The organism is Pseudomonas sp. (assembly GCF_046581935.1).
GTDB lineage: Bacteria > Pseudomonadota > Gammaproteobacteria > Pseudomonadales > Pseudomonadaceae > Aquipseudomonas.
This window is the reverse complement of sequence record NZ_JAYGFK010000012.1, coordinates 224,852-239,604: the sequence shown is the minus strand read 5'-3', so window position 1 is coordinate 239,604 and position 14,753 is coordinate 224,852. Positions and strand designations below refer to the sequence as shown.

General features: G+C 57.9%; 12 protein-coding genes. 8 read left to right on the top strand and 4 right to left on the bottom strand.

Translation table 11 applies throughout. The features are described 5' to 3' along the window. The first annotated feature begins 1 nt into the window (after nucleotide 1). Nucleotides 2-1,408, top strand: a complete 1,407-nt coding sequence (locus VCA57_RS08950) for a sigma-54-dependent transcriptional regulator (RefSeq protein ID WP_411184635.1) — start codon at nucleotides 2-4, stop codon at nucleotides 1,406-1,408. 213 nt (nucleotides 1,409-1,621) lie between these two features. Here VCA57_RS08950 and lapD read toward each other — a convergent pair whose 3' ends face one another. The 4 genes from lapD to VCA57_RS08930 form a co-directional block, all read right to left on the bottom strand. Further along, on the bottom strand, nucleotides 1,622-3,571 hold the full coding sequence (gene lapD / locus VCA57_RS08945) for a cyclic di-GMP receptor LapD (protein ID WP_411184634.1): 1,950 nt from the start codon (nucleotides 3,569-3,571) through the stop codon (nucleotides 1,622-1,624). A 9-nt stretch (nucleotides 3,572-3,580) separates the two neighbouring features. Next, nucleotides 3,581-4,273: a cysteine protease LapG gene (gene lapG / locus VCA57_RS08940; RefSeq protein ID WP_411184633.1), complete on the bottom strand. Its 693-nt coding sequence runs from the start codon at nucleotides 4,271-4,273 to the stop codon at nucleotides 3,581-3,583. A 122-nt stretch (nucleotides 4,274-4,395) separates the two neighbouring features. After that, on the bottom strand, nucleotides 4,396-4,794 hold the full coding sequence (locus tag VCA57_RS08935) for a YbaN family protein (RefSeq protein ID WP_411184632.1): 399 nt from the start codon (nucleotides 4,792-4,794) through the stop codon (nucleotides 4,396-4,398). A gap of 9 nt (nucleotides 4,795-4,803) precedes the next feature. Beyond that, complete coding sequence (locus VCA57_RS08930; protein WP_411184631.1) at nucleotides 4,804-5,391, bottom strand: UPF0149 family protein; 588 nt, start codon at nucleotides 5,389-5,391, stop codon at nucleotides 4,804-4,806. A 164-nt stretch (nucleotides 5,392-5,555) separates the two neighbouring features. On the opposite strand from VCA57_RS08930, the gene recQ reads away from it, so the two are divergent. The 7 genes from recQ (at nucleotide 5,556) to VCA57_RS08895 (ending at nucleotide 14,740) form a co-directional block, all read left to right on the top strand. After that, a complete protein-coding gene (gene recQ / locus VCA57_RS08925; protein ID WP_411184630.1) occupies nucleotides 5,556-7,682 on the top strand; it encodes a DNA helicase RecQ in 2,127 nt (708 codons plus the stop codon). 82 nt (nucleotides 7,683-7,764) lie between these two features. After that, complete coding sequence (locus VCA57_RS08920; protein ID WP_411184629.1) at nucleotides 7,765-8,946, top strand: diguanylate cyclase domain-containing protein; 1,182 nt, start codon at nucleotides 7,765-7,767, stop codon at nucleotides 8,944-8,946. Between the two features lie 162 nt (nucleotides 8,947-9,108). Then, nucleotides 9,109-10,125 carry a DUF2804 domain-containing protein gene (locus VCA57_RS08915; RefSeq protein ID WP_411184628.1) on the top strand — a complete coding sequence of 339 codons (1,017 nt, stop codon included), beginning with the start codon at nucleotides 9,109-9,111 and terminating at the stop codon, nucleotides 10,123-10,125. A gap of 80 nt (nucleotides 10,126-10,205) precedes the next feature. After that, complete coding sequence (locus VCA57_RS08910; RefSeq protein WP_411184627.1) at nucleotides 10,206-10,640, top strand: MarR family transcriptional regulator; 435 nt, start codon at nucleotides 10,206-10,208, stop codon at nucleotides 10,638-10,640. Continuing rightward, on the top strand, nucleotides 10,640-12,043 hold the full coding sequence (locus VCA57_RS08905; protein ID WP_411184626.1) for a DHA2 family efflux MFS transporter permease subunit: 1,404 nt from the start codon (nucleotides 10,640-10,642) through the stop codon (nucleotides 12,041-12,043). Before VCA57_RS08910 ends, VCA57_RS08905 begins: the two co-directional genes overlap by 1 nt. A gap of 262 nt (nucleotides 12,044-12,305) precedes the next feature. Continuing rightward, nucleotides 12,306-14,348, top strand: coding sequence for a FimV/HubP family polar landmark protein (locus tag VCA57_RS08900; RefSeq protein ID WP_411184625.1), 2,043 nt, complete (start codon nucleotides 12,306-12,308; stop codon nucleotides 14,346-14,348). Nucleotides 14,349-14,449: 101 nt separating this feature from the next. After that, nucleotides 14,450-14,740 carry a SelT/SelW/SelH family protein gene (locus VCA57_RS08895; RefSeq protein WP_411184624.1) on the top strand — a complete coding sequence of 97 codons (291 nt, stop codon included), beginning with the start codon at nucleotides 14,450-14,452 and terminating at the stop codon, nucleotides 14,738-14,740. Nucleotides 14,741-14,753 lie beyond the last annotated feature (13 nt).

Genomic DNA, 14,753 nt, shown 5'->3' with positions numbered 1-14,753 from the left:
CATGGCGAACAAAATTCTATTGGTCGAAGATGACCGCGCACTGCGCGAGGCGCTGGCCGATACCCTCGCGCTGGGTGGGCATGATTACCGCGCGGTTGATTGCGCCGAAGCGGCGTTACTGGCTATCGCTGAAGAGTCCTTCAGCCTAGTGGTCAGTGACGTGAACATGCCTGGCATGGATGGCCATCAGTTGCTTGCGCAAATTCGTCAGCGTCTGCCGCAGTTACCGGTATTGTTGATGACTGCTTTTGGCGCGGTTGAGCGGGCGGTGGATGCCATGCGTCAGGGCGCAGCAGACTATTTGGTTAAGCCATTTGAGCCCAAGGCGTTGCTGAGCCTGGTCGATCGCCATGCGCTGGGGCGCGTGGCGGCAAGCGAGCAAGATGGCCCGGTTGCAGAGGAGCCGGCCAGCGTGCAGCTGTTGGCCTTGGCCACGCGGGTGGCGCAGAGCGACTCCACGGTGCTGATTACTGGTGAGTCCGGTACCGGTAAAGAGGTGCTGGCGCGCTTTATTCATCAGCAGTCTCCGCGGGCGAATAAACCCTTTATCGCCATCAACTGTGCGGCGATCCCGGACAACATGTTGGAAGCGACTCTGTTTGGGCATGAGAAGGGCGCATTTACCGGCGCGATTGCCAGCGCGCCAGGCAAGTTCGAACTGGCCGAAGGTGGCACCATCTTGCTCGACGAGATCTCCGAGATGCCGCTGGGGCTGCAGGCCAAGCTGCTACGTGTGCTACAGGAGCGTGAGGTGGAGCGTGTTGGCGCACGTAAGCCAATCATCTTGGATATTCGCGTGCTGGCCACTAGTAACCGCGACTTGGCGGCGGAAGTGGCGGCGGGGCGTTTCCGCGAAGACCTTTATTATCGTTTGTCGGTGTTCCCATTGGCTTGGCGGCCGTTGCGTGAGCGTCCTGCGGACATCGTGCCACTGGCCGAACGTCTGCTGGCCAAGTATGTGAAGAAAATGAATCACGCGCCGATTCGTCTTTCCCCTCAAGCGCAGATGAGCCTGATAAGCCATAGCTGGCCGGGTAACGTGCGTGAGCTGGATAACGCCATTCAGCGTGCGCTGATTCTGCAGCAGGGTGGTTTGATTCAGCCGCAGGACCTCTGCCTGCTAGCGCCTATCGGTTCTGCGCTGGCACCGGCAGTGCAGCCGTTGTTGGCTGTGGTAGCTAATAGAGCACCTGAGCTGCAGGAGACTGCGGCAGCAGAAGCCGGCGCACTGGGCGATGACCTGCGCCGGCATGAGTTCCAGATGATCATCGATACCCTGCGTGCCGAACGCGGTCGCCGTAAGGAGGCTGCCGAGCGCCTGGGCATTAGCCCGCGTACCCTGCGCTACAAGCTGGCGCAGATGCGTGATGCGGGCATGGATGTAGAGAGCTATTTATTTGCCAGCTAAGTAGGCAGGGTTCGGCTTACTGCATTCAAGCATGCCTGCATGTTGTAGAGCTGTAGGCTGGATGACGCTCTTTTTATCCACCATAAGGTCGCTATTGGTGGATGGGTAAAGCGTCATCCCCCTACGCCTGATCGCGAGTGCTTGTGTGGCCCGGATGCAATCCGGGAGTGATCCTCGAGATTTCCCTCGGATTACATCCGGCTACGACTCTGATTAATCCTTCCACGGCATCGGTGCACCCAGCAGGCGGCCCATAGCACCGTATAAGCCCAGCTCTTTGAGCATCGCAAGCTCCCCTTCGGTTTCCACCATTTCTGCGATCAACGGCAAGTCGATGCTGTTAGTGGCGCGGAATACCGCCTCAATAAACATGCGTTTGTCGCTTTCCTGGTCGATGGCGCGGATATAGGTGCCGTCAAGTTTCAGATAGGCCAGGCCGAGGTGCGTCAGATTGCCGATTAGGCTGAAACGCCCGCCAAAGTGCTGTAAGCCGAGGCTGAAACCGCTATCGCGAATACGCTGGCTGAGCGCCTCCAGCTCAGCTGCAGGTGGCAGGTGACGCTCGTCCACCTCAAGAGTTAATCGGCCAGCCTGCTGGGGGTTCTGCTTGAGAATGTCCAGTATGCGTTTGAGCGTTGCTGTATCCCGCAGGGTGGCGGCAGATAGGCTGAGGGCCAGGGGTGCGGCATGCGCACTCAGGTGCGCCAAGCTGTGTTCGAGCATGGCCAAGTCAAAGCGGGCGGTCCAGCCCAGGCGCTCAATCCAGGGCAGAAAACGCCCTGCAACGATTGCCTCGCCCTGCGGGTCAAGCAGGCGGGCGAGTATCTTGTGATGCAGTACCTGTTTGCGCTCAGCGCATAACATGACCGGTTGGAAGTACAGCTGCAGCTTGCGTGTGCTCAGGGCTTCATCAATCCAGCCGCGCCAGTCATGCAGGCCCTGAGTCGCTTGTGCGTGGTAATCGTCCAGACGCACCCAGTCGCGGCTTGGGTCGTTCTGCGCTTGCGCTAGGGCCTGATCGGCGCGGCCGATGACCTGGTTGGGTTCTTCGCCTGGGCGGAACGCGGCAATACCCATGTGGGCTACCGGGGAGCAATCGCTGGCACCTGTTTGACGCAGGCTTTCCAGGCCGTTGTGCAGTTCGCTGGCGAGTAGGTCGGCTTCCTCGCTGGCAATACCGGGTGCAAGCAGGCTGAATTCACCGCCACGGCTGCGCGAAGCCAGCCAGTCAGAGCGACGGGTTTGGCTGAGCAGGCGCTTGAGTAGCTCACCGATGGCTGCAATCAGCGCGTCGGTTTGCTGGCTACCGAGGCGCTGGTTGAGTCCGCCGAGGTCGTTGACGCGCAGCAAGATCAGGTAGCCCTCGGCATTTTGTTCGCTGACGACCAGTTGGTTGGCCAAGCGAATATCGAACAGGCGGCGATTGGCTAGGCCGGTGATGCTGTCTTGGTAGGCTTCTTCACGGAGTTTTTCGCTGCGTGCGGCTTCCTCGGCAAACAGGGTTTTCAGCTTCTCCACCATCTGGTTCATGGCGGTGACCACGCGTTTGAGTTCTGGCGTGCGCGGCACCTTGGGCAGGGTGAGAAACTCTCTGCGGGAGATTGCCTGGGCTTGTTGCACCATGTTGTCCAGTGGGCGCAATTGCGTACGTAGCAGCCAGCCACCGAGTATTGCGCTGACAATGCCGCAGAGCAGTAGCCAGAGCAGGCTGCCGATGGCGCTGTCCCAGAGCTTGGCCAGGGCGAACTGCGGATTGCTGAGTACTTCGATTCGTGCCGCTTGCTCCCAGCCGCGCATGATTAGGGCATCGCCGCCTTGCGGCTGCAGGTCAACCAATTGACTAAACCAGGCCGGTACGCTTTCTTCGCTGGCATCGCTGCTGCGCCGCTCGATAATCACCTCGTTACCGGGAATGCGTACGACACGGATGCTGGTGAAGTAGCCGCTGTCGAAGATCGAGCTGACCATCAGTTCAATCATCGCCGGGTCATCTACGTGTGGCGTTATTGATAGGCCCAGCGCAGTGGCAGCGTCTTGGCCGTGCGAGCGTAGTTGGCTGAGCAGTTGCTCACGCGAGCTCTCTACCCCAGCGATAAAACTCCCAGTAAAGGCCACGACCAAGAACAGGCAGATGGCGAGAAATAGTTGCTTGAGTAGAGACATAGGTTCCTCCTAGCCTTCGCCGATGGCGAAGCCCTCCGTGCGCATTTTTTTAAGCAGGTCCTGCCAGCGCGAGAGTTTCTTGGTGTCGCTTTTTTTGCTGCTGGAGCCTGGGAGATAGAGCCCTTCGGCATTGAATGCATAGACCGGTAGCAGGTCGCGGCGCTGCGACGCCGGTTTGATCTGGTTGATTAGATTGTCCAGCACCAGTGGCTCGGCGCTGGGGCTGGCGTAGTAGGTCAGCACCATATGCGCCTGGTTGTAGTTGAGTGCCTTGACATAGGTGATACGCAGCTTGTCGCTGGGGATGCCGAGCTGGCGTAGGGTGAAATATTTGGCGATGGAGAAGTCTTCGCAGTCGCCTTCGCCCTTAACCAGCATCTCGACGGGGGTAGCCCAGTAGTCATTCTGTTGCCAGACGTTGATGTCGTCGGAGAAGCGGATCTGCCGGTTGAAGAAACGATTGATCTCGGTGAGTTTGTCCAATTCATTGCTGGCGCTGCTGGCCTTGATTTGCGCTTGCCAGGCCTGAATGCGTTGTTTGCCTGGGCCAAGGTTGCCGTAGCGGCTTTCGGCCTTTTGCAGGATCAGCTCGAAGTCCCAGTTGGCCAACGCGCTGGCTAAACCAATCAGCAGGATGCAGCCACCTAGTAACGCTCGATTAAGGCGCTTGAACCATCCGTGAATGAGCTGACGAGGTTGCATGTACCGCGCCTCGATCCGAGATGCGAGAAGTCTAGGTGCTGGGGCGGGTTTTTGCTGGGGTGAATGAGCGCCTGCTATGGCGTGTTTATGCGGCACTCAATATGGCTGACGAGAAACCTGGTTCAGGGTTTGACCAGGGTTTTCTGCTTGAGGATGTACAGGCTGACCAGAACCGCACTGGTCAGCATAAAAGCCCTGGCCCAGAACAGCGGCACCAGGTAACACGACAGGCCAATGCTTAGCCACATCAGGCTGATGGCGTAAACCTTGCCCTTGAACGGGATGCCCTGGCCTTCAAGGTAGTCGACAATCCACGGGCCAAGTTGCCGGTGATTGACTAGCCACAAGTAGAAACGCTGCGAGCTGCGCATAAAACAGGCGGCAGCCAGCAGTAGAAACGGGGTGGTGGGCAAGACGGGGAGGAAAATACCAATCACCCCCAGCGCTACGCTCAACCAGCCAATGGCCAGCAAAGCGTAGCGAATAACTGGGTTGCGTTGTTCCTGGATCGTGCGCGCCATGGCGCAGTCTTAGTGGTGACGCGGCTTCAACAGCGCTGGTTTTTCTTCTGGCGCATTGCACAGAAGAAACAGCGCCGTTAGCAGCTCAGGGATTTGCTCGACCATGCTGTCGACCAAGTCGCGGTCACTGGCGATCTCGGCGAACTCAGGCTGCTCGTCGAACAACCCGGAACCCACCATGATCGGCAGCAGCAGTTCACTGACTTCATCTTCAGCGTCGTCGAACCACACCGACTCACGCAGGAATACCCCTTCCATAAAGCCGATGCACCAGCCGCGCAGGTCGGAATCGTCCGGCTCATCGCCGAGGTCGAGATCGCACGGTACTTCCGGCTCATCGTCGCTGGCCAGTTGGCGGGCGATGTGGCTTTGCAGTTGGATCAGGGTGGCTTCGATCTCTTCACGCTCGGCGTCGCTGCGGTAATGCGGCGGCTCGGAGAACAGGGCGTCGATCCATTCGCGCTCGGCAACCTGCTCCGGGCAAATCGACAGGGCGGTCAGGTAGCCATGGGCGGCGATGTAGTCCAGTGCCTCTTCATGCAGCTCATCGGCATCGAGGAAGGCTTGCAGGCGGGAGAGTTGCTCGGCGAAGGACATCGGGGGCTACCTTGAAGGAGTAAACGAGGCTGAATTCTAGTCTAGAGCGGCCATAGCGGCCATAGCTGCGGCCCTGGCAAGTGAAAATCAGATCAAACGCGGTCACTGCTGCGCGTGCCTTCCGGCACTTGCGTATAATGCGCCGCTTGTTTCGGAGACCTTTCATGCTCGAGCACGCACAGCGCATCCTTAAAGACGTATTCGGTTACGACAGCTTCCGTGGCCGGCAGGGTGCGATTATCGAGCGTGTGGCCAGTGGCGGTGATGCCCTGGTGCTGATGCCCACCGGGGGCGGTAAGTCGTTGTGTTTTCAGGTGCCGGCCCTGCTGCGTGATGGTTTGGCAGTGGTGGTGTCGCCGCTGATTGCGCTGATGGACGATCAGGTCTCCACCCTTGATGAGTTGGGTGTGGCCGCCGTCGCACTGAACTCCACCTTGAGTGCTGACGAACAGCGTGAAATCGCCGAGCGGATCAAGCGAGGCGAGATCAAGATGCTCTACCTGGCCCCGGAGCGGCTGGTGCAGCCGCGCATGTTGAGCTTTCTGCAGGGCCTTGAAATTGCCTTGTTCGCCATCGATGAGGCGCATTGCGTGTCGCAGTGGGGGCATGACTTCCGCCCGGAATACCTGCAGTTGGGCCAGCTCGCCGAACTGTTCCCCAACGTGCCGAGAATCGCTCTGACCGCCACGGCGGACATGCGTACGCGCGAGGAAATCGTCCAGCGCCTGCATCTGCAGAATGCCGAACGCTTTCTGTCGAGCTTCGATCGGCCGAACATTTTCTACCGCATCGTGCCCAAGGAGCAGCCGCGCAAGCAGTTGCTGAACTTCCTCGCCGCGCGCAAAGGCGATGCCGGTATCGTCTATTGTCTGTCGCGCAAGAAGGTTGAAGAGGTCGCCTCGTTCCTCTCCGAGCAGGGCTTTCCTGCATTGCCGTATCACGCCGGCTTGGCCAATGAGCTGCGCGCTTACCACCAGAAGCGCTTTCTCAACGAGGAAGGGCTGATCATGGTGGCGACCATTGCCTTCGGCATGGGCATCGATAAACCCAACGTGCGCTTCGTTGCCCACCTCGACCTGCCCAAATCTCTGGAAGCCTATTACCAGGAGACTGGCCGTGCCGGTCGCGATGGTTTACCGGCGGATGCCTGGATGGCCTATGGCCTACAGGATGTGATTTTCCTCAAACAGATGCTCAACAACTCCGAAGGCGATGAGCGTCACAAACGTGTGGAGCAGCACAAGCTGGATGCCATGCTGGCCTTGTGTGAGGAAACCCGCTGTCGGCGTCAGGCGCTGCTGGCCTATTTCGATGAAAACATGCCGCAACCTTGTGGGCATTGCGACAACTGCATGGACGGCGTGCAAACCTGGGATGCCACCGAGCCGGCACGCCAGGCGCTGTCGGCGGTTTATCGTACTGGGCAGCGCTATGGTGTGGGGCATCTGGTTGATGTGTTACTGGGGCGCGATAACGAGAAGATTCGCTCCGTCGGTCATCAACATTTGGCGGTGTTCGGCATCGGTAAGGCAATGGCTGAGGGCGAGTGGCGTTCGTTGTTTCGCCAGTTGGTGGCGCGGGGTTTGGCCGATGTCGATCTCGACGGTTTTGGTGGTTTGCGTCTTTCTGACAGTTGCCGGCCCTTGCTAAAGGGCGAGGTCAGCCTGCAGCTACGCCGCGATCTGAAACCGCAGCAAAGCGCCAAGGCTTCCAGTAGCGCTGCCAGCCAATTGGTCCGTGGCGAGGAACGTGGCCAGTGGGAGGCGTTGCGTGCCTTGCGGCGCAAGTTGGCGGAAGAGCATGGCGTGCCGCCGTATGTGATTTTCCCGGATGCCACCTTGCTGGAAATGCTGCGTAGCAAGCCCAGCACCTTGGCCGAGATGGCGCAGGTCAGTGGCGTTGGTGCGCGTAAGCTAGAGCGTTACGGCGAGGCCTTCCTCAACGTGCTCGGCGCGGCAGATGAAGCGCCGCGCGCCGTGGTTGATTTACGTCACGAACTGGTCAGCCTGGCCCGTGCCGGGATGACGCCTGCGCAGATCGCCGGTCAGCTCAATTGCAGCGAAAAAAATGTTTATGGTCTGCTGGCTGAAGCCATTGGCCGCCAGCAGCTTTCCCTAGAGCAAGCCCTGGATGTGCCGGAGCAACTGCTCGGCGAAATTCAGGATGCTTTCCTCGATGGTGAGGGTGAGTTACCGCCAGTCGCCACAATCAGCGAGCAGTTTGCCGGGCGTGTTGAACTGGGTATTTTGCACTGTGTGCGTGCGGCTCTGCAGTCTGAGTTCGAAGCCTGAGACCGGTTGCTTCGGCGGCTATTTTCAGCGCTGTTAGCGCTTGTGGCACCGTGTGTGAGTAGCTAAGGTGGTTTGAGCTATCTTGCGCTTCGAGGTTCCGGTGCCGCTTTCTCATGCCTGGCTAGACGATGTACGCCCCAGCCCCTATGCGGATCAACTCGCTTTGGGGTTTCGTTGGTTGCGTTTCTCTCGGCCGCTAGAGCAGGAATATCGAGATTACCTACGTGGCGATAGCCTCGAGCTGAAGCGTATCGCCCTTAGCGTTGGCATCTTGGTATGGCTGGCCTTTGCCGCATTTGACTTTGTCTTGGTCGAGGCACCTGAAGTCTGGTGGATTTTTTCCATCCGCATGGGGGTGCTCTTGCTTCTGTGTCTATTCGGCTGGTTGCTGATTCAGCGCAAGTACACTTATTTGTTGCAGCCGCTTAGTCTCGCCAGCTTGCTTGCGTTGGGGGCCGCAGCATCTTTGGTCGTCGGTATTGCCCATCGTGTTGACCCCAATTACCCCTATGAGGGGCTCTTGTTGATATGCATGGCCGCATACTTTTTGGCCGGGTTACGCCTGAGCGAGGCGCTTTGTTGTTCCTTGCTGGTCATGCTGTTGTATATCGCTGTCGAGTTGACTATGGGTGGCGTGGACCTGGCTCGTTTGATCAACAACAGCTTGTTTTTACTGTCCGGAAATCTGGTCGGTGCGGTGGGTTGTTACCTGCTGGAGTTCAAGTCTCGTGAGCATTTTCTGATTAGCCGGCTTATGCGTGTATTGGCTGACCACGACAGCCTGACCGGGTTAAATAACCGGCGTAGCTTTAACCGACAATTCGAGCGGCTGTGGCGTCAGGCTCAGCGTGAGCAGCGCAGTCTGGCGCTGTTGCTGTGCGATATCGATCATTTCAAAGCCTATAACGACCGCTATGGCCATCAAGCCGGGGACAACGTGCTGCAACGTATAGGCGGTTTGTTGCAGGATGCCGCGAGGCGTCCGTTGGACATGGCCGTTCGCTTGGGTGGCGAGGAGTTTGCTGTGTTGTTATATGACATTGCTGAGGTTGAAGCGCGGAACCACGCTGAAGCGTTGCGCCAGACCTTGCTGGCCCTGAATATTGAGCATGAAGGGTCCAGCACAGCAAGTATGCTAACCATGTCGATTGGCATTGCCTGCATCCAGCCTGATGAAGGCGGTGCACTTGCGCAGCTGTATGAGCACGCTGATCGCGCGCTCTATGAGGCCAAGGCTTTTGGCCGTAACCAGGTCGTTGCGTAGGCTGAATCACGTATCGGCTAAGCCCAATATTCAGTGCGATTAGTCGTTGTTGTTCAGCCTTGAGCATGGCCGATTTTGTCGCTGTGTTTGGCGCGTCAGGTGAGTGCCGGAGCGCAAGTGCCGGTGCTAGGATCCTGGGCTTCCCTTCGAATGAATAGTCCAATGGATCGTTTGATTCAAGCCAATGGCCAACCCCATTACGGCATCTTTCCCGCAGCGCCGGTGCTGATCAATTACCGCAATTTTGATTTTCGCTCGCCCATGGGGCGCAAGCTGGGAGTGTTCGCCAAATGGCGGCGGTTTCATCAGTTCCAGTATTTCGGGTTGATCAGCGATGAGTTGATTGGCGGCTGTGCGTTGGCCAACTTAAGCCTGCTGGGTGTTGGCTTTGTCTATCTGTTTCATCCCGCCAGCGGACGGATGATTGAGCGACAGTTCAAGCTGCCATTGGCCTTTGGTAGCCGATTTTCGCAAACCCCGGATCAGGGTGTGTGTGAGTTACGCAGTGGCGGCAATTTGCTGCGTTTAGAGAACAGCGCAATGCCTAAGGAGAAGCGTTTGCTGGTTGAGTTGGATGACGGCACGCGTATTGATGCATGTTTCTCCGAAGCGCAGCCGGCGTTCCAGCCGATGTGTATCAATACGCAGGCTGGGGCCAATGGCTGGGTTTATGCGCAAAAGGTGGCCGGTGTACGTTGCACGGGGCAAGTGCGCAGTGCGCTGGGGAATTTCGACTTGGCGCAGATTGACGCTTTCGCCCATCACGACTGGTCAGCTGGTTATATGCGGCCTGAAACCCATTGGCACTGGGCGTGTTTGTCCGCTCAGGTTGGCGAACTGCGGGTGGGCTTGAATCTGTCTAGCGGAGTCAATGAAACCAGTTTTACCGAGAATTGTTTCTGGCTTGACGGTGAACTGCTTAAGGTTGATACGGTGCGCTTTGCTTTTGATCGCGACCAGCCGCTGCAGCCCTGGATGATTTACTCCCATGACGGTCAGGTGGAGCTGCGTTTCGAAGGGCGTGGCTTGCACAAGGAACGCTTGAATGTGGGGCTGCTAGCGAGCAACTTCAAACAGGTATTTGGCCAGTTCAGCGGGGTGTTACGCCCTTGTGGTCGCCCCGAAGTACGCATCGATAACCTCTGGGGCTTTGTCGAAGATCAATATGTAAAGTGGTGAAACCTTTTGCAGGCTTGCCTCGCTAAAGGGCTTATGGTTAGCTGGCTAATAATTAGTTTTTATAGTTAAGAGCCGCTTCTATGTCACATACCGATCAACACCGTTTCGCCATGCAAGTCGCCCAACTATCCCGAGCCTGGCGCGCTGAACTGGATCGCCGCCTCGTCGGCCTGGGACTCTCCCAGGCTCGTTGGTTGGTGCTGCTGCACTTGGGGCGCTTTGCTGAGTTGCCGACCCAGCGTGAATTGGCGCAGAGCGTCGGCGTTGAGGGGCCGACCCTGGCGCGTCTGCTCGACAGTCTGGAGGCTCAGGGGTTGGTCAGCCGCCAGGCCGTACCCGAAGACCGTCGCGCCAAGAAGATTGCCCTCAGCCCGCAAGCTCAGCCGTTGATTGAAAAGATTGAGGCCATCTCTGCACAGCTGCGGGCGGAAGTGTTTGCCGGCATCGATGAAGATGAATTGCGTCGCTGTCAGGCGGTTCATGCCCAAGTATTGAGCAATCTGGAAAAACGCTGATGGGGGATGACCTGCAGACGTTGCAGCAGCGCTTTGGTCCGCGTTATCCGCAGTGGCTGCTAGCGGTTTTGATGGTTGGCAGCATGGCCATGATCTTGGCCGCTACCAGCATCAATGTTGCTCTGCCGGCGATCATGGCGGATTTCGCCATTGGCCGGCCATTGGCGCAATGGCTATCGACTGGCTTTCTCGCTTCGATGACTGCTGGTCTGCTGCTGGCTGCCTGGGCCCAGGCACGCTTTGGCGCGCGGCGTACGGCGCAATGTGGCTTGCTGCTTTTTATCATCAGCTCTCTGCTGGCGTTGGTCGCGTTTGCGGCCTGGCAATTGATTGCTCTACGCATTGTTCAGGGGCTATGCGCTGGGATTGTGCAGCCGTTGGCCATGGTGCTGATTTTTCGTGTGTTTGCCGATGGCGGACGCGGTATGGCGCTAGGTATCTACGGACTGGGTGTGATGCTTGCTCCCTCGCTGGGGCCGGCTATTGGTGGCTATCTGGTCGATAACTTCGGTTGGGCGGCGATCTTCTGGATGCCGTTGCCGATGTGTCTACTGGCTATGCTGGCGGGGCAATGGTTGTTGCCTGACCAGCGCCTGCGCAGCACTCCGCGCCTGGATGTCCTGGCTTTCGTTTTACTCTGTGTAGCGATCTTTGCTGCGCTGGGCTTTTTGGCTGAAGCGCAGCGCTTTGCTTGGATAGCGCCCCGCGTCTGGCTAACGGGTGCCCTGGCGGTGATAACGGTTGGGTTGTTTATCTGGCGTAGCCGTCGCGCCACTCAGCCGCTGTTGCCTCTCACATTGTGGCGGCATGGCGGATTTCGCAGTGCCAGTTGGGTCGCTCTTACTCTGGGGCTAGGTCTATATGGTTCGACTTACCTGATACCACTCTATCTACAGACTGTCGAAGGGTTCAGTGCCGGACGAGCGGGCATGCTGTTGTTGCCGGCCGGATTGTTGATGGGAATGGCATCCTTTTTTGGTGGTTGGCTTAGCGACCGGCTTTCCGCTGCGGTGCTGCTGAGTGCTGGTCTGCTGATTTTTGCCCTGTCAGCGGCTGGATTAGCCTGGGTTGGACAGGGCGCTTCGTTTGTCCTCCTGTGCTTCTGGGCTTGCGTGGGGCGTATCGGCCTTGGCGTCCTGCTGCCGGCCCTGAGTACAGGCTCGTTAGATATTCTCAGTTCGGAAGAGCTGGCGCAGGGCGCAGGGGCTATTACCTTTGTTCGTCAATTGGGTGGGGCGTTTGGGGTCAACTTGCTGACCTTCTTTCTGGAGTGGCGACACAGCGCCGAAGGTGGCGATCAATGGGCGGAACTGCTCGCCTTCAAGCAGAGTTTTTGGCTGGTGGCAGGGGTGTTTACGATTACCGTTGTGGCTGCTTGGGGCGTTAAGTCGACTAGGGCCTGACGGGGCTCGATAGTGTGACGTACTTGTCATTTTCTTGACTGCAAGCCTATGCTTCACGCCTGTGATGACGTGTTGCCAAACGGCTATTAGCATTTCTGTATTCAGTTCACCGTAACTATTGCCATGCACAAGCCGGGCTCGACATGGAGCGTATTTCTCACGCTAGCATCTGCTGTCTTCTACCCTTCACAAATGCTGAAGGTGCACGTTTGCGGCGTGTAGTAGCGCAGGCTCAGGAGACGGATTCACCGGGAGCGTTTTTATGGCAAATGTTCGTCAACTGCTAATTGGCCTGGCATCTAGCTCGGCCTTGTACTCTGGGCTGGTTCCTGCCCTGGGTTTGGGTGAAATCACCCTGCATTCGGCGCTCAGTCAGCCGCTGGATGCCGAAATCGAATTGTTTGATGCGGGTGACCTGGCCGACGCTGATATGCGTGTGCGTCTGGCCCCCGCCGATGTATTTGCCCGCTCTGGGGTGGATCGGTTGTATTTCTTCAATGACCTGCGCTTTACCCCGTTGCTACGTGGCGGCAAGAGCGTGATTCGGGTGGTGTCTAGCCAGCCGGTGCGCGAGCCTTACCTGAACTTTATTGTTGAAGTAACGCGCCCCAATGGCCAGTTGTACCGCGAGTACACTGTGCTGCTGGACCCACCCAGTTCCACGGCTTATCGCGGTCTTGCCGCACCCATCGCGCCTGCTGGATCAGCGGCGCCCCGCGTAAGCGCCGCTGAACGTGCTCGGCCAGCGGTATTGCCAGCGGCGCAGCAGGGGCACGGCTATACCGTGGTGAGTGGCGACAGTCTGTGGAAAATTGCTACGCGGCTGGCGGCAGATGCTGGTGGGCAGGTTGCTGTTTCTGCGCTGATGGACGACCTCTATGTACTCAATCCCCAAGCCTTTATCAACGGTGATAGTAGCCAACTGAGTGCCGGCGCGCGCTTATTACTGCCAGACAGCTTGGCCGCTGCATCAGCTAAGCAACAGGCTGTTGCCACCGTTACCGTAGTGGAACCTGAAACCGCTCCTGAGGCCAATGCTGAGCTGCCGCTTGCCCCCGTCGATGAGCTGCAACAGCAGGAGCAGACTCGCGTCGAGCAGGAGTTGGCTGGGCAGATTAACGAAACCCTGCAACTGCAGCAGAGCTTGGCTGAGTTGAGTGTGCAGATGCAAAAGCTGCAAGCGCAAATGGAGGTGCGTGATCAGCAGATTGCTGGCTTGCAAGCTGAATTGGCTGCTCGGCGGGTAGAGGCCGACGTCAGTCCTGCACCTGTACCTACTGAGCTGACGCCTCCGGCGGCTGATTCAGACCGTAACTGGCTGGCGATTATTGCCGGTTTGCTGGCGTTGCTATTGGCAGGTGTTGTCGGTCTGTTTTGGCGCGGCAGAAAAGTCGATGCGCCAGCACGAGCACCATTACCAGCATCTGTTGAACCTGTGCATGCTGCGCCTATGCCGGTTGCGCCGAGCGTAGCCGTTGTCGCCGCACCAGCCGCGCTAGCGCCGAAATTACCGGAGGTGCCGCGTGGCGGGCCGGTGTGGCCAACTGAAGGGGACGATGCACTGCAGAGTGCCAATGTGTATATCGCCTATGGCCGTCTGAGTGAGGCTGCAGATACCTTGCGTAACGCCTGGGAAGACCAGCCACAACGCAGCGATATCGGCTTTCGTTTGCTTGAAGTGCTGGCTCTGCTAGGTGATGCACAAGGTTTTGTAGCCGAAGAAGTGCGCGTGCGGGAAGCGGGTTTTACGCCGTCGCGTATTGATGAACTGAAGGCCCGGCACGCTGAGTTGTTCAGTGCACCGCCGGCCAGCTTGCTCGACGATGCTGTGTTGCAACTCGATGAAATTGAGCTGTCGCCGGTGTCTGAGGAAGAGGTCAATGACGGCCAACTCAACTTGGATGATCTGTCTCTAGATGCTGACTGGGATCTGGTCAGTCCGTTTGCACCGAGCAAGATTGTTGGCAAGGCAAGCAGCAGTGCTGATACGCCAGCCAAGCGAAAAGCCTCTGAGATCCTGGACTTTTCTGGTCACCGTGACGTCCGCAGCCCGTTTGCTGAAAGCATGTTGGTGGAGGAATCCTCCCATGACGACTGGAACAATGATGAGTTCAGCGGCGAACTGCTTGATGACCTCGATCAGTTGGCCGGTAATCATGACAACCTGTCCAAACTGAATATGGCGCTGGCCTATATCGATCAAGGCAGCCTGGACAGCGCCTGCCAGATACTTAATGAAGTGATCAATGACGGCGACGAGCAGCAGAAACAGGAAGCGCGTCAGCTGCTGGCAAAAATCGCCTGATTGTTGCCAGGCTAATAAACGCCCGCGTGCCTCTGGTACGCGGGCGTTTTTGTTACCGGCAGGGGCGTATTATCTCCGCTTAACTTACTATGAGAGCGCCTATGTCCAGTCCCAAAGTTGAAGTGGTTATTACTTATTGCACCCAGTGCCAGTGGTTACTGCGCGCGGCTTGGTTAGCTCAGGAGCTGCTTTCAACCTTTAGTGATGACCTGTCCAGAGTCAGTCTGGAACCGGGCACAGGTGGCGTGTTCCGTATTACCTGCGACGGTGTGCAGATATGGGAACGCAAGGCCGATGCTGGTTTCCCTGAGGCCAAAGTACTCAAGCAGCGTCTGCGCGATCAGATCGACCCAGCCCGGGATTTAGGCCATAGCGACCGCCCTGCGAACTGAGTGTTGGGCTAGT